Below are 21572 nucleotides of genomic sequence, written 5' to 3' on the forward strand. Positions count from 1 at the left end.
AATTTCTTACCAACGAAATTATGGGAATTCCTCGATGACCTCAACCGATGCCAGTACCACGGAGCTCAGAACTCACCGCTTCTCGGTCGCAGACTGGCTAATTTGTCTCGGACTGGTAATGGCAAGTCTCGTTGTCGGGCTGGTTCATGTGCCTCAGCACCAACAGATCTCACCAATTGATGAATTTGTCTACATAGATTACCTAGCCAAAGTTAGCACCGAAGGCGTGGTGGAACGCGGCGAGGAAACAGGTGACTACGCGCGTGAGTACTTTGCGTGCCACGGTGTGTCGATGTATACCGAGCCGCAACCTGCGTTGTGCTTCGGCCCGAACTTCGCCGAGGATTCCCAATACCCGTTTGGTGGTGTGACTTCTGCAGACCTCTACACGCCCCTCTACTTCGGCACCACGTGGTTGATGGTCCAGCCGATTCAATGGGCCGGAGTGCAGGATCTCGCCCAGGCCGGGCGGTATGCCGGTTCGATCTGGCTGGCGTTTGCACTGGTTTTCATGTTTGCTGCTTTGCGGCGAATCGGAATTTCACGTTGGGTAGGTTTAGGGCTCGGTCTCCTTCTCGCGGGATCGCTTCCCGCTTACTGGTCCCACACGTTTGTCAGCACGGATGCCACGGCTCTACCCGCGGGCGCGGTCATGCTATACCTCGCCATTGTATTCATGCAGACCCGACGGTTCGGCTGGCTCCTCATCAGTGCATCCGCAATTGTGACGCTGTTCAAACTTCAAAACCTCACCGCCGTCGCTGCCGTTGCATTGGGCCTCGTCGTCTACGCCGGGGTGGAGTGGTTCGGCAGGTCAGACCTTCGGGTCAAGGAGAGAATTCTTCGGGCGGTTAAGGACAGAAGAACGGTTGTTGCCGTAAGCGCTGTTGTTGCCGGAATATTCGTGCAGGCTGTTTGGACGGTCATCCGTTCTGTGATTGCGGTTGGACCGGCCCCGGACCAACTCGTTTCCGAGCCGATCGGCTTTCGTGCCCTGATCTCAGAGATGTTCAAATTCTTCCCGAATGCTGTAAACGGTGCGACGGCGCCGCAGTCGCTTGGTGTGAACGGGGTGATCGTTGCGAGTCTCTTTGCCATCATCGCTGTAGCAGGCGTACTCGGTCTGATCGCCTCGGGAGATAGACGGTCGTGGGGCTTTTCCCTTGCAGTCGGAACACTCGTGGTTTCGCTTGTGGCTGGGCCGGCCCTGGCAGTGGCGAACCTCGCGACAAGCGGATTCTACTTCTCGCTGCCGTCACGCTACGGGCTAGCGTTAGTACCGATGTTTGTGTGCTGCGCGGCCTTGCTCTTCTCGCAGAAGCGGTGGTTGACTAACTCAGTCGCGATCTCGGGCGGAGCCGCGTTTTTAGTCTCATTGGCGATAACCGGCGCAGCGTGACGACGAGGACCTAGCTGCCACAGGCTGGTCCTCGCAAACATCGCTCAGCTGGTATGCGGCTGTGTCTCGTCAGGGTTGGGTGCCTGCCTGGCGGTTTGGGGCCCGGGTGCGAAGACCCAATATCGGAAGACAAAGTAATTCCAAGTAGTTGTTGCGACCGTGGCGGCAACCTTCCCGATGCCCCAGCCCCATCCCGTCTGATCAATCAGCCAGACGATCAGAATTGTTGCACCGGTATTGAAAGCCAGCAGGGTGAGATACTTGGCGAGCGTATTCCCGTGCGCCGCCCGCGAGCTGAATGAAAAGGTTCGCTGGAGCGAATAATTGAACACGAAAGTTGCCAGGAATGCAGTGCCCGTGGCGATCCACAGCGGCCAGCCGAGAACCTGATGGAGCATCGCCAGGAGCCCGAGGTCAATAAAGAAAGTTGCGCCCCCGATGAGCAGGTAGCGGAACGCGCTGTGCCGAAATACGCTCACGAGCCATGAATCCGCCGGAGGAGTCTCGGCAGGGCTCGGCGAGCTGGGGGTAGGCATTGTTGAAGCTTATGCCCCGGTCTCGTTCTGGAGCGCACAAATCTCGGATTTCATGTCAGTTCTGTCCGCTCGCTTCGGAATCGAGTCGTTCCGTGACGGCGGAGAGTCGTTCCTCTATCAGCGCGGTGTGCTCCGCGAGCACCCGTGTCTTCTCTTCGAGAGTAGTGAGCTCGGAACTGTGTTGGACGGTCACAAAAAACAGGATGATGATGCTTGCAAAAAAGGCAAGGTTGCTCGGTACCTCAACACCAACGACGGACGCGGCCCATTCCAGCGTGACAGGAAAGATGCTGATCACCAATGAAAGAATTGCGGCCAAGAGCCACCAGAACGCGTGGCGCTCACGAAATCGCTGGCGACGGAGCATCTCGATGACGGCGAGCAGTGCAATTGCTGCCGCTGCAATGGCAAAAGCGTAGGAAACGGGATTCATGAAGATGGTTCCTAGCCTTTAGACGTGATCGGGGTGCGCCAGAGTGCAATGACGAGCGCCATGGCCGCGCGGGCGAGGTAGATTGCGGACTTCACCGGGTTGTGCGAGGGGACGCCACCGGCGCGCGGTCGCATAGCCACCGGCACCTGAACTACCAAATATCCGGCACGAGAAGCAAGCACCAGAGACTCAATGGTGTCTCCCAAATATTCAGCGGGGTAATGGATTGAAAAGAGGCGCACGGCTCTCGGACCGGCTGCCTTGAACCCGGAAGTGACGTCAGTGAGTGGAGTCTTGGCAATCTGGCTGATCATGGTCGACAGCAACTTCATGGCCCACTTGCGCGGACCTCTCACGGAGTAGTCGCCGGCACCGGCAAACCGTGCTCCGATGACAATATCTGCCACCTCGAGCTGAGAAATCAAATCAGGTACGCAATTTGGATCGTGCTGGCCGTCGGAGTCAAGCTGTACGACGTATTGGAACCCTTTGTCTACCGCGTATTTGAAACCGAGCCTCATCGCTCCGCCAACGCCGAGATTGAACGGGAGCGTCAGAACCGTGGCTCCGGCACTCTGGGCCACAGTGGCTGTCGCATCGGTAGAACCGTCGCTGACAACGAGACAATTCACGCCCGGTAAAACGGTCAGGACTTCCTTGACGACATCACCGACCGCTTCTTCTTCATTGAACGCTGGCATCACAATGAGGATTTCGTGGAGCGCTGGCATGTAAGCAATTCTAGCCAAGTCTCGTCGGGGGTACTCGTCGCCTGGTGGGCGCGCGACCAGTCGCCGGAGACGGCCAGGACCGGCTGGAGGTTCCTTTCGGATGGGTCGTGGCCGACGATCGTGGAACCTCGCCCGATCGGATTCAAGCATGGTCAACTCCCCTGCGCCTGGGTGCGCGATCATTCACGCGACTTGGTCGACAACGCCAGTCGCACCTCCGAGGCGGTAATCTAGCTCTGACTGGGCATTGGTCCTGGCAAAATGTCTGGAGCGATGCACACGTGCCACGAACTACCTTGCTGGCGAAGCAGGCGGCCGGCAGGCGACCTACAGGCAATTCTCGCTCCGTCTTCTGGAGTACTTTTCTGATCCTGGCCGCGCTGTCCACTTTGTGGTCCTTGGCGAGTCCGATCTTCTCAGTGCCCGACGAGAATGCACACGCGACCAAGGCCATCGCCCAGGTGCATGGGCAGGTCATGGGGTATCAGGTGCCGGGCATCAAGCACACGGTGGTCGACCTCCCCGAGGGCTATACCTACTCGCCGCAAATCCTCTGTTTCGTTTTTCACTCCGAACAGCCCGCGAACTGTGGCGTTGAACTTGGCGATGAGGGCGGAGCAGACTGGTTCAATACCTGGGTCGGGGCATACAACCCTCTGTACTACTACGCGGTCGGATGGCCGAGCCTGATTCTCGACGGATCAGCCGGCATCTACGGGCTGCGAATTGTGAGCGGCTTGCTCGCCGCCGTGTTCGTTGCGTGGGGGTTTCAGGCGGCGATGTCCGTGCGGCGATCGCGGTGGATGCCGTTGGGCTTGGCGTTTGTGGCAGCCCCGATGGTGGTGTATTTGTTCGGCTCGGTGAACCCTAACGGTATCGAAATCGCATCGGCTGTTGCTCTTTGGGCGGCCCTTCCTCGTTTGCTCGAACGCTTCGATTCGCGAAAAATCTCGCGAGACCTGTCGACACTCCCGCGCTGGTATCTGTGGGCGATAGTTGCCATCGCTTCGGTGACACTCGCGACGGCTCGAGCCACTGGCCCACTGTGGTTGATCGTCGTTGTCGGCATCTGCTTCATCGCGACCGGCTGGATTCCCGTCAAGTCGCTGTTCACCACCGCACGTTCCTATATCCCGCTCGGCGTTGTCGCGGCTGGCGGCATCTTTTCGATTGTGTGGACGCTGAGCGGTGGAAGCCTCTCAAGTCAGGCAGAAAAATCTGATGCCCCGTTAGTGGGAGCTTCGTTCTTGCAGGGCGTTGTGTACGTAATTCGCACCACCCCGGAGTTCTTTCAGCAGGCCATTGGCTACTTTGGCTGGTTCGACGCGCCACTGGCAACATCCGCGTATTGGCTATTTATGGTTCCGCTCGGCCTTGTGATCGTTCTCGCCTTCACCGTCTCTCGGCGACGCGGCCTGATCACGATGGCCGTAATGGCGGCCGCAGCCGTCTTCGTGCCGGCCCTGGTGCAGGGCTACAGCGTGAGCCAAACAGGAATTATCTGGCAAGGACGATATGCACTCTTTCTTTATCTCGGTGTGACGATTCTGGCCGCCTGGCTGCTGTCCGCCCGCCAGGGGAATCGCGTCGCCTTCCTGTCCATACGTGTGACGTGGATTGGCTCAGCGATGCTCGCCTGCTACGGACTGATCGCTTTCGTCGTCGTAATGCGGCGGTACGTTGTCGGCAGCGAACACCCGATCAGCGAGATGTGGAAGAACCCGGCCTGGCAGCCGCCGCTCGGGTGGCCAACTCTGGTCGCGCTTTATGCGCTCGCATCGATCATTTTCGTCTCGTGGACGGGCTGGATTGCCGCTCGCGCGGCACGGCTCGAGGATGCGTCCGAACTGGCCGAAAGCCTCAACGCGGCAGCTCCAGAGTCATCGACTGATCCCACCGTTCGTGTCTGAGCCCCGCGTCGCGATCGCCTACGACTGCCTCTTTCCGATCAACTCGGGCGGCGGCGAACGGGTGTACCGCCGAATCGCCGAGGTGCTCAGCGAACGGGGGAGCCACGTTGACTATGTAACGCGCGCCCAGTGGGATGGCCCGGCCCCGCAAGCGACCTTCTCGGTCGTGCCGGTGTGGCGTGGGGCGATCTACGACAGCATGGGCACGCGCACGCCGGCCAGCGCCGTGAAATTTGCGCTGGCCCTCTTTCGCCATTTTCGAGCTCGTCGGGGCAGCTACGACCTGGTCATTGTCAGCGCCTTACCCGTACTCAACGTCTTCGCGGTGCAGCTGGCACTGGCCGGGCGCAAAACCTTCGTCGTGACCGATTGGCTCGAAGTCTGGGGCTGGCGGCAGTGGCGGGCGTACTCCGGGGCGCTCATGGGCACCGTGGCCTCGGTGCTGCAGTTCGTGGCGATTCGTCTGGGCCACCTGCACACCGTCAACAGCGACTTCACAGGTTCGCGGATTCGGGGTTACCGGCGCGGGGCCACTCCGGTCACGCTGGGGCTAGTCGACCTCGTCGGTACCGCCCCGGCTGCGACAACCCAACGCGGTGAGGAGCCGTATCTCATATTCATCGGCCGTCATATCGCTGACAAACGACTCATCGATCTGCTGCCGGCACTGCTCGAGGCGCGCACCCAGATCAGCGACCTGCGGCTCGTTATCGTGGGTTCCGGACCGGAGACAGCCGCGGTAAAAGCACGCGTCACCGAGCTGGGGCTCGATGAAGCCGTTTCGCTCGTCGGTCGGGTCAGTGATGACAAGCTGCACACACTGCTGGCCGGTGCACGAGCACTGGTCAACCCATCCCGTCGCGAAGGCTTTGGCCTCGTCGTCGCCGAAGCAGCTGCCGTCGCCACCCCCAGTGTGGTCGTGGCCGGCCCCGACAACGCGGCGGCTGAACTGGTTCAGAACGGGGTGAATGGCGCCGTTGCAACCTCGGTTCAGCCGGTCGAGCTCGCGACCGCCATCGTGACGGTCGTGAACGCCGGTGAGTCGCTCAGAAAGTCCACTCACGTCTGGTTCGAGACGGAACGCATTGCGAGCGGACTCAGTCGATCGATCGAGCGGATTTTTGACGCCTACCGTTCGGCCAAGACTCGCTGAAACGACGCAAGGGTCTGCTGGGCGGTGCGGTCCCAGGTGAATTCGGTGGCGCGCTCGAGCCCGGCCGCCGCCAACCGAGACAATTCTTCGGGCGACCCCAGGAGCCCGCCAATGACGTGTGCGAGCTGGGCGGCGTCGTGAGAATCAACGTAGACCGCCGCATTGCCGGCGACTTCATGAAGCACCGGAATGTCGGAGCACAGCACCGGGCACCCATGCGCCATCGCCTCGAGAACCGGAAGGCCGAAGCCCTCGAAGAGCGTCGGAAACACAAAGAGGGCCGACTCCGCATAGAGCGCGTCGAGCTCGTCGGCGGTGAGCCAGCCCCGCAACGACACCCACTGTTGAAGCCCGAGTTGGTCCACGAGCGGCGTGAGCGGGTCGTCGCCGTGACTTCCGGTGATTACCAGGCGCGGTCGGGCGTGCTCGGGTAGAAGCGCGAGCGCCTCGAGGAGTGTCGAAAAGTTTTTGTGCGGCATCCGGTTACCGACGGCGAGGAGCTGGTCGGTGCGGCGCTGCGTCTGCACGACCGGTGTGCCGGCCGTTTCGCCGGCGAGGGGGATGACATCGACGGGGGTTCGTTTGATGCGCAGGTAACGCCGGATGTCGGCACGGGACGCGTCGCTGATGGTGAGAACGTGGCGAGCGGTGCGCGCACCCAGCCGAATGAGGGTGCGAAGAATGAGCGAGTAGGCGCCGGGGACATATTCCGGATGCCGAAAGGGCAGCAGGTCGTGAATGGTCATGACGACCGGAATGCGTGAGTAGAGCGGACCCAAGTTGGCCGGGCAGTGGATGAGCGCTGCGCGGCGGCGGTGCGCAAACCCGGCGACGCTGAACAGCTCGCCGCGCGCCCAGGCCACTCGGTTCTCGCCGCTGATGCCGGAATCGATCACGTCGCCGGGAAACCAGGAGGTGTCGCCCGCAGCGAGTTCGCTCGACGCGAGGGCGATGAATCGCACCCCCGCACTCTCGGGCGGCATCCGGCTGTAGACCTCGCGCACATACGACTCCATGCCGCCCTTCTTGCCCGTGAAGAACAGCAGGTCGACCAAAATGAGCGGAAGCGGCATCGACTTAGTCCTTGGTCACGAGAGTGGTGCGGGAGCGGCGGGCCGCTTCGTAGATCACCGCGGAGATCAGCTCGGCTACGAGCATTCCGGCAAAGACCCAGACGATGTTCTGGGTCACGAGACCCAGCCCGGCGAGAGCGAACGTGATGGCGGCGACGATCGCGCGCAGCCCGGTCAGGAGACGCACAGCGCCCAAGCGCCGCAGGGCAGCGAAGGGGATCGTGGTGAGAATGGATGTTGCCCGCCACGCGCAGGCTACGGCCAGCGGCAGCGCGGTGTCGGAAAGCGACCAGGCCGAACCGAAAATGAATCCGAACGCGCCGGTCGCTTCCAGAATGCCGAGCGCGACGATGGCGCCCAATAGTGCGAGCCCGGATACTGCAATGTCGAGGCGGGAGTGTTCCTTGAGCAGCCGTAGGCGCAAGAAGTTGAGCGGTATCGCCAGCAACCCCGACACCGTCGAGATGGCGGTGAAAATGATGGCCTGCGCCGGGCCGATGAAGGCGAGAATCATCACATTCAAGAGCGGGTAGATGACTCCGGTGATTGAGGTATCTGCAACCACCCAGCCCATGACCGCTGGGTCGGGCCGGCTGGGCTGGTGCGCTACCGGCAGGGATCGCACACAGGTGGCCAGCGCGATGCCGGCGACCAACGGAATCATGCCCCAGGTCTGCGCGGTGAATGCCACAAGCACGCCGGTGAGTGCTCCAGAGCCGACCAGAACGGATGCCCAGATCTCGCGGGTATCGAGACGCTCGGCCACGGACACACCACGGCCGACCTCGAGCGATGCCAGCAAAATGGGCAGAGCGATGCACAGCACGACCGCGTTGCTGGAGTTGAATCCCACGACGATCGCCGTCAACACCGAAAGCCCGGCGAGCCAGAGCGGAAACGTTACTCGACGAGCCGTCGCGGCGGAACTCAGGCGGGATTCGACGACGATGGCGAAGGTGACCTGGCCAACGAAAGTGGCCACCATCACGGCGACGGCGATGGCGCCCTGTTCATCCAGGGTGAACTGGCGAGCTGAAATTGCCACGGTTGCGGCCGGAATCAAGGCCAACGAGACACCGCCGAGCAAGGTGATCAGCGACATTGCCGCGCCGCGCAGGCGAATTTGCGGGGGTAGAAAAATGCTCATCGATCGACCGCCGTTGCCAGATTTGTGCCGAAGCAGCGGCCGGTGAGGCCCTCGAAACGGCCCACGAAGACCCACCAGCCATCCGCTGCCTGAAAAGATGACCGATTTCGCACGCCGAAGAGCAGGCCGCCAGCCAGGGCGGCAGCGCGCCAGTAGAGCGGGTAGTGCCAGACGCTCAGCACCCGACCGAAGCCACGGGCGTAAGTGCGAAGCTTGCGTCGGCGCTCGGCGTTGGAGAGACCTTGCGGGTCAGAAATTCCGCCGATGGAAATGTCTGCCGGCAGCCACACAAAGGAATCGGCGGCACCAGTACTAATCAGCCGTAGGAGTAGATCGGTGGCTTCGCCCGACTGCCACGGAGTGGAGGCTCCCGTGCCGATCGACTCCGTGAAGCCGCCGAGCTCTGTGAACAGGCTGCGGCGCATGACAAGGCCCATCTCGATGACGGTCCACACGTTCCAACGGTCCAGGGCCGTTCCCGCAACCGGGAGGTGAAATTTGGGACCGTTCTCGTCGGTGACCGTGAGTGCGCCTGCGCCCGCTTCAGCGGGAGTGGAACGGATGCCGGCGATGCTGCCAGGGGGAAACCAGGTCGTGTCATTGGGAAAGTGCAGAAGGTAGTCCACGCGCTCCGGCAGCGCGGCGACCCCGGCGTTGCGGCCGCGCGAGGCACCCAGCGGCGATGTCGTCACGATGATGTCGCAGCCGATAGAGGCGAAATCCGTCGCGAGGTCGGTCACGGCCGAGAGATTGCGCTGGGCGACGATCACGATCGTGTCATCGGCGGTGACCTGGCCGGCCAGGGACTGCAGCAGCCGGAGCAAACCTTGCTCTCGCCCGAGAGTGGTAACGACGAGGCCAATGTTCATAATGCACTAAGTCTGTACGATTGAGGGCGCACCGCAGAACATAGACAGGACCTACACGCACATGCAGCAAACTTCGACGATCGAACTGACGATCCTCATGCCCTGTCTGAACGAAGCTGAGACCCTGGCGGTGTGCGTGAACAAGGCACTTGGCTACCTCGAGCGCAGCGGTGTGGTGGGTGAAGTTTTGATTGCCGATAACGGCAGCACCGACGGATCGCAGCAGATCGCCGAGTCGCTCGGCGCACGCGTCGTCGCCATCGCGGAGAAGGGCTACGGCAGCGCCCTAAACGGCGGCATCGAACACGCGCGCGGCACCTACGTGATCATGGGCGACGCCGATGACAGCTACGACTTCAGCAGCCTCGATGGCTTCGTCGGACGCCTGCGCGCCGGCGATGAACTCGTCATGGGCAACCGCTTTCGTGGTGGTATCGAGCCCGGCGCCATGCCGCCGCTGCACAAATACCTCGGCAATCCCGTGCTGTCCTGGATCGGTCGTATGCTGTTTCGCTCACCGATCAAGGACTTTCACTGCGGACTGCGCGGCTTCAACCGCCAGTCGATGCTTGACCTGCACCTGCAGACCACCGGCATGGAATTCGCCAGCGAAATGGTTGTCAAGTCGACCCTCGGCGGCTCCCGGGTGAGCGAAGTGCCGACCACTCTCGCCAAAGACGGCCGCAGCCGGCCGCCGCACCTGCGCAGCTGGCGAGACGGATGGCGCCACCTGCGTTTTCTGCTCATCTTCAGCCCGCGTTGGCTGTTTCTAATCCCGGGAACCGCAGCATTCGTGCTGGGCTTTGTCGGGGTCATGCTGCTCAGCTTTGGGCCCCTCGTCTTTGGCCGGATCGGGCTCGCCTATTCCAGTCAGCTCTACCTGGCGGCGTTGACGGTCGTTGGCTACCAGTCCGTACTTTTCGCGATCCTCACCAAGATCTACGCGCAGCAAGAGGGTTTTCGCATTCCGCGCAGCCGAAGCTTCGACCGCCTGCAGAAACGCATTAGCCTGGAGAGCGGCGCGATCGTGGGCCTGGTGCTCTTTCTCATCGGTCTGGGCGTTGCAGTCGCGCAGTTCATCGGCTGGGCCGCCAACGACTTTGGTCCCCTCGAGGCCGGCGCCACCCTGCGCGCCGCGATTCCGGCCGCGCTGCTCATGATGCTCGGAGCGCAGACCATCATGGCGGGCCTGTTCCTCGGCGTGCTGTCGGTCGGCGTGAAGCGCAGCTAATGGCCGTGAGCGTCTCGGTCGCGCTGTGCACCTACAACGGTGCTGCCTATCTCGAAGAACAGCTGCTCAGCATCCTGCGACAGTCCCTACTCCCCAACGAGATCGTGGTGTCCGACGACGCGTCGATCGACGAGACGCTGGCCGTGCTGGAGCGGGTCGTAGCGGCCTGGCGCACGGAGGATTCGGCACATGTTGTCGACGTGAAAGTGCTGCGCAACGCCACCGCGCTCGGCGTGACGGCGAACTTCGAGCAGGCGCTCGCCGCCTGCTCGGGCGATCTCATCGCACTCTGCGACCAGGACGACGTCTGGTGGCCCAAGCGGGTGGAGCGCATGGTCGCCGAGTTCACCCGCAGGCCCGCCCTGCAGATGTTGCACGCCGACGCCCGCCTCGTAGACGACGCCGGCGCCCCCCTCGGCCCCATCCTGCTGCAAACCCTGGGCCTGTCAGAAGCCGACCGGGCCGCCGTGCACGCGGGGCACGCCATCGAGGCCTACCTGCGCCGCAACATCGTGACCGGGGCCACGATGATGGTGCGGCGCGAGCTCGTCGAGCGTTCACGACCGTTTCCGCCCGCATGGGTGCACGACGAGTGGATGGCCATGGTCGCCGCCGCGACCGGCCTGGTCGACCTGCTCGACGAGCCGCTCACCGATTATCGGCAACACGGTGGCAATCAGATCGGTGTGACAAGCCTCGATGCCTCCGGCAAGCTCGGGCGGCTTTCGGCACCACGCACAGCGCGGAACGCTCGGTTGTTGGCGCGAGCCGCAGCGCTGCAGGAACGGGCGTCGGGGTTCGAGCCGGCTGCATCCGCTTCAGTGTTGGCGCTGATCGACGCGAAGCTGGCGCACGAGAGGCGGCGCAGCGCGCTGCCGGAGGCGCGGCTGCTGCGGGTGGGGCCGATCGTGCGCGGCTGGCGAGCCGGCGACTACTCCCGGTACGGGCTGGGGCTGCAGGACGTGCTGCGCGATCTGGTGCAGCCGGTCTGACGCGGAAACGGCCGCCTGCCCGTGCTCGCTTGGGTTTCCGCTCAAGTGCGTCGGTACGATGAGCAGATGGGGGTTCAGAGAAAAATGCGTAGTTTTGTTCGTACCGGCTCGGTTTTGCTGCTTGCTTTCGCGTTGACGCGCTGCGCCGCTGAGCAGGCCGAGCCGATCGCGAGTGATGCGCCGACGGCGTCGCAGGCACCGTCTGCGGCTGCTGAAGCGGCCGAACCTGTCGCGGAGACGCCAGAGTGCGCGACGGCCCTCGCCGCCGCGGCGTACTCAGATTTCGAAAGCTCCGGGCTGGAATTGCGCGAGTATCAGGGCTGGCGAACGGACATCCAGTTCATGGCTGACGACGGTGGCATAACCTGCACCTGGCAGGGGCAGGGCGATGTGGTCGTTATCTTCGGGCAACTCGCATTGACTGCCGCCGAGTGGGAATCCCGGAAGGCTGAGCTGAACGCGACTGGCTACCTCAAAGAGGCCACCCCGGGCGAGGGCTATTTCAACGAACCGGACACTGACCCGAACTACGTAGATGGCGGTTTCGTCTATCGCGACGGCAATCTCTTCTATGTGAGCTACCCGGCCTTGACCCAATGGGTTCCCGCGCTCGTAGGTACGTAGAGGCCAATCGACCATTCCGGTCTATTGCAGCAGGTGTAGGCAGCAGCATCCAAATATGTGGGGAAACATTGCGGAACCTAGGCATTCTGGCCGTCGTTACAGTGTCAGTTTTGTTGACAGGCTGTGCTTCTAGGCCTACGACGGTCAATCAAGCCGATCCATCGAGGCAATCATCGGCGGGCGAAAGTTCCGTTCCGGTATCGCTGCCAGCCTCACGGTTAGGCCTGACGTGTGATGACGTGCTGCCTTCTGCGCTAGTGGGAGGTGTGCTCAACACGACGACGGTTACGACAGACCTGATGATTCGACCGCAATCGGCAGCGCCGTTGGCATACGCCGTGAGTCAGCTCGGTGGAGTCTCCTGCTTGGCGAGCGGCGAAGTCGTGGCGGACACTTATGTGAGTGTTGAGGTGCTGCCCGATGCATCCGCGCAATGGACTGACTACATTGCCAAGAACCCGGACGTCGTGTCTGGGCTGGATGCGGTCTACGGCGATGCCTCCAACGTGGCCTGCTTCAACATCGGCGGGTCATTCTCCTGCTCAGTGAATATTCTCGTCGGCCAGAATTGGATCGACGTGTATGCGCAGGGCTTGAATGTGGAACCGAGTGCGAGCAACGAAGCGGTTGTTGAGCGCGTGGACCCGCTGATCCTCGACATCGTCAATACCGTGAAGAACACTCCGGCTCCCGGACCCGCATGGGTTGCTCCGACTTCCACCGGAATGCTTCCGGCTGATTGTTCCGTGTATGCCTCCGCAGATGAATTTCGCGCCGCGTTCGGCAGTACCGGGGAAATTTTGATTAGCGGGGATAGCGACGGCGACGGTTGGGGCATCGACAACGCGGGCTGGGCGATGACCGGAGGTGACCGTTGCGTCTGGGCTCCCGAAAGCACTGGACAAACATGGCCATTCGTCGTAACGGCGCTGCCCGGCGGGGAATGGGCCTTTGATACGTCCGCCCGTTTGATGGCAGCAGGGGGCGGAGTCAGCGCAGTGGCTCAGGGAAGCACTGATATTGACCGCGCGACCTTTGGGTGCCACGTGTATTCCGAGTTCTGCACTTTGGATACAGTAATTGCCGGCAATTGGGTTCAGTTCAGTGCTGAGAAAGAAATACTTGGCACCGAGCATGACGTGCAGACACTGCTAATCAGCATTGCTGAACGCGCGGTGGGACGTTTCTCCTCCTAGTCAAGGACGCCCCTGAGTAAATGACCAGGCGCACTCACTGACGTCGAAAGGCGGAACGCGCGGTTGTTGGCGGGAGCCGGCGGCATCCGCCTCAGTGTTTGCGCTGATCGACGCGAAGCGGGCGCACGAGAGGAGACGCGGCGCGCTGCCAGCCTCGCGTCTGCTGCGGGTGGGGCCGATCGTGCGCGCCTGGCCAGCGGGCGACTACTCACGGTTCGGGCTGGGACTGCAGGACGTGCTGCGAGATCTGGTCCAGCCGGTCTGACTTCTCCGTAGTCAGTATGCAATGCCGTCGCTGGGCCAATGTACCGCTTTGTGATAACGCCGACCGAAAATAGGGCCAGTATCGCCGTTATTGCATTGACCGCTTGAAACTGCCGGCACTATTGGCCCTGTTTTGGGTCGGCGTCAACACTTTGGTCGATAGGAGACGTTCCCGTGTAGCCCCTGGGATCTGCACTGTCGACGCAGCTTGCCCTGCTCAACCGCCGCGGCCTGCGCGGGGTCTCGCTCGGCGAAGACCCAGCCCGGGCGTCAATCAGCGCGCGCGCAGTCTGCCTCACTCGCGCGTTCAATGTCCCCGTTCTGGGGCGAACGGTGAGCGCTGCTGCTGATAAGCTGATGAGCTGAGGCCAGCCCCTCACGACTGGGACGGCACTATGACTTTCCATACGCTCGCCAATCGACGACGCATTGCCATCGCCGTGGCCACCACTCTGAGCCTCTCCCTTGCCCTCGCCGGAACAGCGGCCTCCGCCGCGCCGCGAACGGCCGATAGCCCGGAACCGACGGCCACGTTCTTCAATGAGGAGACTTTCACTTCGGCGGAGTTGCTCGGTGCGACACCAGCGCCCGAAGCCCGGGGCTTCGCCGTGGACGAAGCGGTCACGGCTTCGGCCTTCGTGCAAGCAAATCATGTCATCGATGTGGCAGTCGTTGTTCCGTCCGATGTCTCCGAAACTACGAGTTTCATGTCGGACTCGGACGTCGACAGCCTCGTGAGCCAGACCGCCGCTTATTGGAAAGTCGAGTCCAACAATCAGGTCGTTTCGCTTACGCGCGACGCGGCAATCATCCGCTATTCCAGTGCATTCTCGTGCAGTGATCCATACAACGCTTGGGACGAAGCGGCCACGGCTTTCGGCCGCAACTTCAACGCGTACCTGACGACGTCGTCTCGCCACCTGTTGGTGCTCACCCCGGTCAGTTGCGGCGAGGGCGGTGTCGGAAGCGTTGGCACCGGCAACAATTCCGCGGTCGGTGCGGCGAACGGCGGTTTGGTGTGGACGTCCGTTGGCCCCAACGCCCTTGACGTCGTCACGCACGAATTTGGTCACAATCTCGGGTTGCAGCATTCGAACACCCTTTTCTGCACCGACCCGTCTATTTCCGAGGGTCACTTCACCGTTCCCGGATCGGCTCCCCAAGGCTGTGCCGATGAGGAGTACGGCGACGCCTACGACGTGATGGGAGCGGCCTGGTCGGTGGGGTCGCAGACGAATGAACGACCTACGGCTCTCAATGTGACGCACAAGCGGCTCCTGAGCGCCCTGACCTCCGGCGAGATGCGGAGCATCGCCCTTCCCTCCGGTCGGGCGAGCTACAACGTCACCACGACACTCGCATCCACGGGCACCAGCGGCCAGCGAGCTTTGCGCGTCACCGACCCGGGCACGGGAGCGATCTACTACGTGGACTACCGTGGCGGCGGGGGAAGCGACTCTTCCTCGCTTTATGCCAGGGGGCGGCTCGACACCCTGGGCGTCAATCTGGGTGTGCGTGTTCTCACCCAGCGGCCCAACGGGGAGTCGATCCTGCTTCCCATTCCCGGCGAGAATAAGACCAAGCTCTACATGATTGCGGGTGAACAGATGCTTACCGGCTCGCGCGGCGTATCTGTGGCGGTCGAGAGTATTCAAGGCGGCATCGCCACCGTGACCATTAACGTGTCTCAGCCGGCGGCCGTAGAACGTCTGGCCGGCGCCGGACGCTTTGAAACGTCGGCAGCAATCTCCAGCGCCAACTTCGCTCCAGGGGTGGCCGTGGCCTACGTTACTAGCGGCCTGAACTTCCCCGACGCACTATCTGGCGCGTCAGTGGCCGGATCCGCGGATGCACCTATTTTGCTCGTGGAGGCCACGAGCGTCCCGGGAGCCATCCAGTCCGAACTCTTCCGGCTCAAGCCACAGCGGATCGTTGTGCTCGGGGGCACGGCGGTGATTACCAACTCCGTGGAGAGTGCACTCGATTCGTACACGGAAGGAACGGTGACCCGGCTCTCGGGCGCCGACCGATACGCGACCTCGGCCGCAATCTCTGCGAGCAGTTTTGCTCCAGGTGTGCCCGTCGCCTACGTGGCCAATGGTCTGAATTTTCCGGATGCGCTTTCGGGCGCGGCCGCCGCTGGAACCGTCAACTCCCCGGTGCTGCTTGTGAAGGCCGCGAGCATTCCGGACGACATCGGAATCGAACTTGACCGGTTACAGCCGCAGCGCATCGTGGTTCTCGGTGGTACGGCCGCAATTTCCGAGGAACTTGAGAATGCACTGGTCGGGTACGCTGCTGGTGGCGTGACCCGGCTGTCGGGCGCTGATCGCTTTGATACATCCGCGATGATCTCGCAGTCGAGCTTTCCTGCCGACGTTGACGTCGTCTACGTTGCCAATGGCTTGAACTTTCCCGATGCTCTCTCAGGCGCGGCTGTGGCCAGTTCCAAAAATGCGCCGGTGCTGCTCGTGCAGTCGAGCAGCATCCCAACCGTCATTCAGGCCGAACTCCGGCGTCTGAACCCGGCGCGAATCGTCATCCTGGGTGGAATGAATGTTCTCTCAGACTCGGTGAGTGTGCAGTTGGCCGGATTCGTGCGCTAACTGCGGAACATGAATGGTCACGTCCAATCGAGCGGCCGCGCTGTCCCTCCGTGTACGGGGCTTGCTGCGGAACGGTCGATCGTGACCCCACTGCGGGCTCAACCTGCGGATGCAACTCCACCAGCCGCTACATCTCGGTCCAGAGTGAGTACCGGGCTTCGAACTCGCTGCCGGCGTTGAGGGTGCCGATGATGGTGGTGCGGCCGAGTCAGGCCGCGCCGGTGGCCCCGAGAGACGCTAGGGGTGGGGCTGAACGTGCGCGGCTGGCGGGCCGGCGATTACTCCCGGTTTAGGTTGGGGCTGCAGGCCGTGATGCGCGATCTGGTGCAGCCGGTCTGATTTGCGGGTGGCGGCATCATCGGGCGCACGACGATTTCGGCAGGCTTGACCAGCGGCCTTGGGGCTACGGGGCGTCGGGGGCCGGCTTGTGCGGCAGGGCGCTGCGCCAGCTCAGGCCCTGCGCGGCCTTGACCGAACAGATCACCAGCAGCAGCCAGCCGAACTCGAACAGAATCGTGCTCTCCGCCGCGCTGGTCACCAGCAGGGTGACGAGCATGAGCGGCGCCCAGACGTAGGCCAGCGAGCGCTTGTTGGAGGCGAGCAGCCAGGAGCGCACAAAGGCCAGCAGCACGAGGGCGAGAAAAGCGAGAAAGCCGATCAATCCAACCTGAAAGTACACGTCCAGGTAGGCGTTGAGGCCGGTCTGGTGCATCCGTCCGGTGGTGAATTCGAGCCAGCCGTAGGGTGTGACGTCCTGCGGCCAGAATCCGGCCCAGCCCCAGCCCTCAAGCGGATGCAGCTCCACCAGCCGCCACATCTCCCTCCAGAGCGAGGATCGTGTTTCGAACTCGCTGCCCGCGTTGAGGGTGTCGATGATGGCCGTGCGACCGAGCCAGGCCGCGCCGGCGGCGACGAGGGCCGCGCTCAGGAGGCCGAGCTGCAGCATCCGTCTGCCGGCAACGGGGGTGCGACGCAACCGGTAGAGCGCCAGCGCTGCGACGGTGACGCAGATCGCGACGACGACCACGACGGGAGAGCGGGTGAGTACCAGGCAGATGCCGGCCAGCCACATCGAGCCGAGGCCGAGGCTGCGCGGAATCGAGCGGGCGCGCAGCTCGACGTAGAAGGTGACGGCGGCGATGAGCGCGATGAGTCCGAAGACGTTGCGGGAGCCGAAGATGCCCTGGATCGGGCCGAGCTGGTCGATATCGCCGACCACGTCGAGAAAGGCGATCGGCAGGTCGAGCAGCAGGCCGGAGAGCACTTCGAGCACGATTGAGAGGCCGAGCAGCACGCGCAGCACGTCGCCGATGGCGCGCACCACCTGAAAGGTGTCGCGCACGAGGGCCACGTAGATGGCGAGGAATCCGACGGTGACCTGGTAGCTGACGCCGATGATGGTCGAGGCTGTGTAGCCGCTCCACACGCCGGAGAGCGCGCACCAGGCCACGAATACGATGATCGAGATGGGCAGCAGGCCGTGCCACTCCACGATGGGGCGGCGGGCGAGCAGGGAGAGCACGGCGAGAACGACCAGGCCGCCGAGAATGCCGATGAGGCCGGCCCAGCCCATGACGCTGCGCAGCAGATGGGTGCTGAATGCGGTCGCCAGAATAATGAGCGTGAGTGCGGCCGCGAATTTCGGCGACGCGAACACCCGGCGCAGGTCCTCGGGCAGGGTGGTCATCCTCTAATTTACCGCGCGCAGGTCACGGCATCGGCCGGGGCGCGTGCTGCTGCCGTTTGGTGACGACAGCGAGCACGATGAGAATCACCCAGCCGCTCTCGATCAGCATTCGGCTCTCGGCCACGCTCTGCGCAATCAGCGCGGCGAGCAGCAGCAGGGGCAGCAGCGCGGAGACGGCGAAGGGTTCGGTGTCCTCGATGCCGAGGCGCGGCCGGTCGACGGCGAGAAACCAGGCCCGCCACAGGGTCGAGAAGACCAGTGCGGCGAACAGAATCACGCCGACGATGCCGAGCTGCAGCCACACGTCGAGCCAAGCGTTGTGCGCCTGCAGGTAGGTGACGCCCTTGCGCACGGCGAGGTCGTTGAACGGTTCCACCCACGGCACCCAGTAGCTCACCCAGCCCCAGCCGAAGACGGGGCGTTCCTGGGCGAGATTGGTGACGCTGGCCCAGATGTCGAAGCGACCGGTGAGATCCTCGCTGCGGCCGAGCAGCCCGAACAGCTGCGACGAGAACAGCGCGAGGGCCGCTGCCACCGCCAGAACGGATGCCGCGGCCACGAGATACAGCGGCCGCCGGTGCTGGTCGTGCAGTCGTCGGGCCCAGAGGGCGAACAACAGGGCTGCGACGACGGCGACCAGCGAGACGGTGACCGTGGCGGAGCGGGTGAGCAGCAGCATCCCGACGGCCAGGCCCAGCCAGACCAGGCCGGCGCCGCGCTTGACGAGGCGGGCTCTCAGTTGCACGATGAAGACGATGATGGCGGTCAACGCGATGAATCCGAGCAGGTTGCGGTTGGCGACGATGCCCTCGATGGGGCCGCCATTTAAGAGCAGGCCGCGGCTCCAGTAGAAGGCGCCTGGCACGTCGTCGGTGCCGTAGTCAACGAAGAACGGCAGTACCGGATTTCGGATGACGACGGCGACGAAAAGCTCGAATACGAGGCTCAGCGCGAGTACCCAGCGCAGGGCGCCCGCCAGGGTGCGCAGCAGCTCCGGCCAGGTGAGGGTCACGGCCAGGAACAGGGCGGCGAGGGTCGTGATGAGTTGCAGCGTGATTCCCAGAGCGGATGCCCCCGGGTAATACGACCACGCGATCGACAGGGTGGCCAGCAGCAGGAACGCGGTGATGGTCTTCGGAAACTTGCGCCAGTTCAGCGCGGGGGCGAGGGCAGCTTGGTAGGTGTTGCCGCGGGCGATGTCGCGGTCGGTGGGGGTGTCGTCCTGGGCTGGTGGGGGCGCTACGGTCGTTGAAATCGCGGCTGCGCCGTCGGCCTGTACCGGGACCGAGGCTTCCGTGCCAGCGTGTGAGGAGACTGCGGACGCGTTTGCGGGGGCTGCGTTTAGGCGGGTGGCTGTGGCTGCGTTGGCGGTTGCCCGGCGGCGGGCGTTGTGGCGCTGGGTGTTCAGGCCGATCACGCTGCCGATGACCACGATCACGGCGATGGCGCCGAAGCCCCACCAGCCGCCGAGGTTGCGCCAGAACTGGCCGGCCAGAACGGTGAACCAGACGAAGGTCGCGAAGAGTCGAATGACGAGGCGACTCTGCACGGCGGACATGGTTTCAGATTACCGGTGTTGCGCGCCAGGTCACGCGAGAGCGCAAAAAGTGCCCGATTGGAGGGCTCAATCGGGCACTTTTTGCGCTCTCGCGGAACGAGGGGGACGAGGGGGACGAGGGGACGCGGCTACTCGGCGTGGCCCTCGGCGAGGTAGGCGAGGCGGCGCAGGGTCTCCGAGTTGCGGTAGCGGATGGCCAGATCGCTCAGGGTGGTGGGAACCAGGCGTGCCGGGCCGGCGACGACGTCTTCGGTCATGCGCACGAGGCATCCGTTTGGGTGATCTTGAACGTCGATCGACACGTGCGCCTCGCCAATCGGCCAGCCGCGGGCCTTCAGCATGGCGTGGCGGGGCGCCTGCCATTCGAGCACGGAGGTGGTGTCGTCGAGCAGGGCCGGCCAGACTCCGACCGAGTGGTGCAGACGGCTGCCGACCGCGGGCCAGATCGCGTCGACGTCGCGCATGCGGCTCGCACCGACGACCCAGGTGGGGTAGAGCCATCCGTTTTCGAGCACAGCAAAGACCTGCTCGGGAGTGCAGCGGAATTTTCGAAAGTTCACAGCCATCGGGTCTCCTTCGGTTTGTCGCGAGAGCGCAAAAAGTGCCCGATTGGAGTGCCCAATCGGGCACTTTTTGCGCTCTCGCGGGCTGTTAAGGGGAGAGGTCGGGGGGCGTCGTGATGTTGTACTCGTGGCGGAGGGCGCTGAGGGCGGCGCGGTAGCCGCACATGCCGTGCACGCCCGGGCCCGGAGACGTTGACGAGGAGCACAGGTAGACGCCGGGCAACGGGGTGTGCCACGGGTCGCGCGAGAGCACCGGACGGCGGAGCAGCTGCGGGAGGCTGATGGCGCCGGCCGCGATGTCACCGCCGATGTGGTTGGGATTGTGGTTCTGCATCTGCGCGGCGGTCTGGCTGGCCGAGGCCAGAATGGTGTCGCGAAACCCGGGGGCGAAGCGCTCGATCTGCCGCGTGATCTGCTCGGTTTGGTCGATGGTGGACCCAGCCGGCACGTGTGTGTAGGCCCAGAGCACGTGCTTGCCGGCGGGAGCGCGGGTGGCGTCGAGGATGCTCGGCTGCGCGGCGAGCACGTAGGGGGAGTCGGCGTGCCGGCCGCGGGCGACGGCGTTTTCGGCGCGGGCCTGGTCGGCGCGAGTGCCGCCGACGTGCAGGGTCGGCGCTCGCCGCAGGTCCGCGGCGGTCCAGGGCACCGGTTCGGAGAGAGCGAAGTCCACCTTGGCGACGGCGTTTCCGTAGCGAAACCGTGTCATGGCGGCCGCGTAGCGGTCGGGAAGGGCGCCGGCGGCGAGGCCCACGAGGGCGCGGGGGGTCACGTCGAGCAGCGTCACGCGTGCCGGCGGCAGCTCTCGGAGACTTACGATGTCGGCATCCGTTATTATTTCGCCGCCGTGCGCGAGCAGATCGTCGGCGAGGGCGCGCACGATGGCACCGCTGCCGCCGGTAGGAATCGGCCAGCCGCCGGCGTGCGCGTGCGCCGCGAGCGTCAGCCCGGCACCGGCGGTCGACGGGCTCGGCAGCCGCCCGATCGAGTGCGCAAACGTGCCGGTGAGCAGCGCCGGCGCGGTTTCCCCGGTGAAACGCCAGTTCCACGCCGGGCTGCCCTGCTCCAGGGTGCGCAGCCCGAAGCGGGCCAGCGTGAGCGGATGCCGCGGCACGCGCAACAGCGCATCCCCGGTCAGCTCGGCGATGGCTCCGATCTGGTCGACGAGCGGCCCGAGCAGGTTCAGCCAGGCCGGGCCGTCACTGCCGAGGCCGGCGGCGGTGCGTTCGATGTCGTGCCAGGCCACGCCGGCCCGGCCGCCGGGCAGCGGGTGCCCATAGGAGATCTCCGGAACCCTGAGTTCGATGCGATCCTTGAGGCCGAATTTTTGAAAGAACTCGGAGGCCAGCGCGAGCGGGTGCACGGCGCTCCCCACATCGTGGTGAAACCCGGGCAGGGTGAGCTCGGCGGTCGCCGCCCCGCCGCCGATCTGAGGATTGCGCTCGTAGACCCGCACTTTGAGCCCGGCGCGGGCGAGCGTGACCGCCCCGGCGAGTCCGTTCGGGCCGGATCCGACGACGATCGCGTCGAGCTCCTGGTCGGTCGTCACGCCGGTCCGTGCACGTCAAGTCTCATTCCGACACCGTAGCCCGAGTCGGGCGGA

Annotated in this window: 18 protein-coding genes; 8 read left to right on the plus strand and 10 right to left on the minus strand. The window is 63.8% G+C overall.

Features of this window, described 5'->3' with window-relative positions:
* The first annotated feature begins 34 nt into the window (after positions 1–34).
* Positions 35–1399 (plus strand): hypothetical protein, encoded by a 1365-nt coding sequence (locus tag E3T46_RS03455; protein WP_134577478.1) that lies wholly within the window; start codon positions 35–37, stop codon positions 1397–1399.
* Positions 1400–1443: 44 nt separating this feature from the next.
* Here the strand turns inward: E3T46_RS03455 and E3T46_RS03460 are convergent, their stop codons facing one another.
* From E3T46_RS03460 to E3T46_RS03470, 3 genes are all read right to left on the minus strand, one after another.
* Positions 1444–1878, minus strand: coding sequence for a GtrA family protein (locus tag E3T46_RS03460; protein ID WP_206751473.1), 435 nt, complete (start codon positions 1876–1878; stop codon positions 1444–1446).
* A 112-nt stretch (positions 1879–1990) separates the two neighbouring features.
* Positions 1991–2368: a DUF2304 domain-containing protein gene (locus tag E3T46_RS03465; protein ID WP_134577480.1), complete on the minus strand. Its 378-nt coding sequence runs from the start codon at positions 2366–2368 to the stop codon at positions 1991–1993.
* Positions 2369–2379: 11 nt separating this feature from the next.
* A complete protein-coding gene (locus E3T46_RS03470; RefSeq protein ID WP_134577481.1) occupies positions 2380–3099 on the minus strand; it encodes a glycosyltransferase family 2 protein in 720 nt (239 codons plus the stop codon).
* Between the two features lie 281 nt (positions 3100–3380).
* Here E3T46_RS03470 and E3T46_RS03475 point away from each other — a divergent pair, with 281 nt between their 5' ends.
* Both E3T46_RS03475 and E3T46_RS03480 read left to right on the plus strand, forming a co-directional pair.
* Positions 3381–5009, plus strand: coding sequence for a DUF2142 domain-containing protein (locus E3T46_RS03475; protein ID WP_277870914.1), 1629 nt, complete (start codon positions 3381–3383; stop codon positions 5007–5009).
* The gene (locus tag E3T46_RS03480; RefSeq protein WP_166790161.1) at positions 5002–6162 is read left to right on the plus strand and encodes a glycosyltransferase family 4 protein; all 1161 of its coding nucleotides are present in this window, start codon (positions 5002–5004) and stop codon (positions 6160–6162) included. Before E3T46_RS03475 ends, E3T46_RS03480 begins: the two co-directional genes overlap by 8 nt.
* Here the strand turns inward: E3T46_RS03480 and E3T46_RS18655 are convergent.
* From E3T46_RS18655 to E3T46_RS03495, 3 genes are read right to left on the minus strand one after another with little or no spacing between them, the layout of a single operon-like run.
* The gene (locus E3T46_RS18655; RefSeq protein ID WP_134577484.1) at positions 6138–7235 is read right to left on the minus strand and encodes a glycosyltransferase family 1 protein; all 1098 of its coding nucleotides are present in this window, start codon (positions 7233–7235) and stop codon (positions 6138–6140) included. The genes E3T46_RS03480 and E3T46_RS18655 overlap by 25 nt on opposite strands.
* Before the next feature lie 4 nt (positions 7236–7239).
* Positions 7240–8382 (minus strand): hypothetical protein, encoded by a 1143-nt coding sequence (locus E3T46_RS03490; RefSeq protein ID WP_134577485.1) that lies wholly within the window; start codon positions 8380–8382, stop codon positions 7240–7242.
* A complete protein-coding gene (locus tag E3T46_RS03495) occupies positions 8379–9251 on the minus strand; it encodes a hypothetical protein (protein WP_134577486.1) in 873 nt (290 codons plus the stop codon). The genes E3T46_RS03490 and E3T46_RS03495 overlap by 4 nt, the downstream gene beginning before the upstream one ends.
* Before the next feature lie 61 nt (positions 9252–9312).
* Here E3T46_RS03495 and E3T46_RS03500 point away from each other — a divergent pair, with 61 nt between their 5' ends.
* The 5 genes from E3T46_RS03500 to E3T46_RS03520 all read left to right on the plus strand — a co-directional run bounded on the left by E3T46_RS03500 (position 9313) and on the right by E3T46_RS03520 (position 16164).
* Positions 9313–10482: a glycosyltransferase family 2 protein gene (locus tag E3T46_RS03500; RefSeq protein WP_134577487.1), complete on the plus strand. Its 1170-nt coding sequence runs from the start codon at positions 9313–9315 to the stop codon at positions 10480–10482.
* Complete coding sequence (locus E3T46_RS03505) at positions 10482–11474, plus strand: glycosyltransferase family 2 protein (protein WP_134577488.1); 993 nt, start codon at positions 10482–10484, stop codon at positions 11472–11474. The genes E3T46_RS03500 and E3T46_RS03505 overlap by 1 nt, the downstream gene beginning before the upstream one ends.
* Before the next feature lie 45 nt (positions 11475–11519).
* Positions 11520–12098: a hypothetical protein gene (locus E3T46_RS03510; protein ID WP_134577489.1), complete on the plus strand. Its 579-nt coding sequence runs from the start codon at positions 11520–11522 to the stop codon at positions 12096–12098.
* 266 nt (positions 12099–12364) lie between these two features.
* On the plus strand, positions 12365–13294 hold the full coding sequence (locus E3T46_RS03515; RefSeq protein ID WP_134577490.1) for a hypothetical protein: 930 nt from the start codon (positions 12365–12367) through the stop codon (positions 13292–13294).
* 659 nt (positions 13295–13953) lie between these two features.
* A complete protein-coding gene (locus E3T46_RS03520; protein WP_134577491.1) occupies positions 13954–16164 on the plus strand; it encodes a cell wall-binding repeat-containing protein in 2211 nt (736 codons plus the stop codon).
* A gap of 403 nt (positions 16165–16567) precedes the next feature.
* Here the strand turns inward: E3T46_RS03520 and E3T46_RS03525 are convergent, their stop codons facing one another.
* From E3T46_RS03525 to E3T46_RS03540, 4 genes are all read right to left on the minus strand, one after another.
* Positions 16568–17851, minus strand: a complete 1284-nt coding sequence (locus tag E3T46_RS03525; RefSeq protein WP_134577492.1) for an O-antigen ligase family protein — start codon at positions 17849–17851, stop codon at positions 16568–16570.
* A gap of 22 nt (positions 17852–17873) precedes the next feature.
* On the minus strand, positions 17874–19409 hold the full coding sequence (locus E3T46_RS03530) for an O-antigen ligase family protein (protein WP_134577493.1): 1536 nt from the start codon (positions 19407–19409) through the stop codon (positions 17874–17876).
* Between the two features lie 128 nt (positions 19410–19537).
* Entirely contained in the window at positions 19538–19975 is a 438-nt protein-coding gene (locus E3T46_RS03535; protein WP_134577494.1) for an SRPBCC family protein, read from the minus strand.
* A gap of 85 nt (positions 19976–20060) precedes the next feature.
* On the minus strand, positions 20061–21518 hold the full coding sequence (locus E3T46_RS03540) for an NAD(P)/FAD-dependent oxidoreductase (protein ID WP_134577495.1): 1458 nt from the start codon (positions 21516–21518) through the stop codon (positions 20061–20063).
* Positions 21519–21572: the final 54 nt, after the last annotated feature.

It is taken from the genome of Cryobacterium sp. Hh11, from assembly GCF_004404045.1.
GTDB classification, from domain to species: domain Bacteria; phylum Actinomycetota; class Actinomycetes; order Actinomycetales; family Microbacteriaceae; genus Cryobacterium; species Cryobacterium levicorallinum.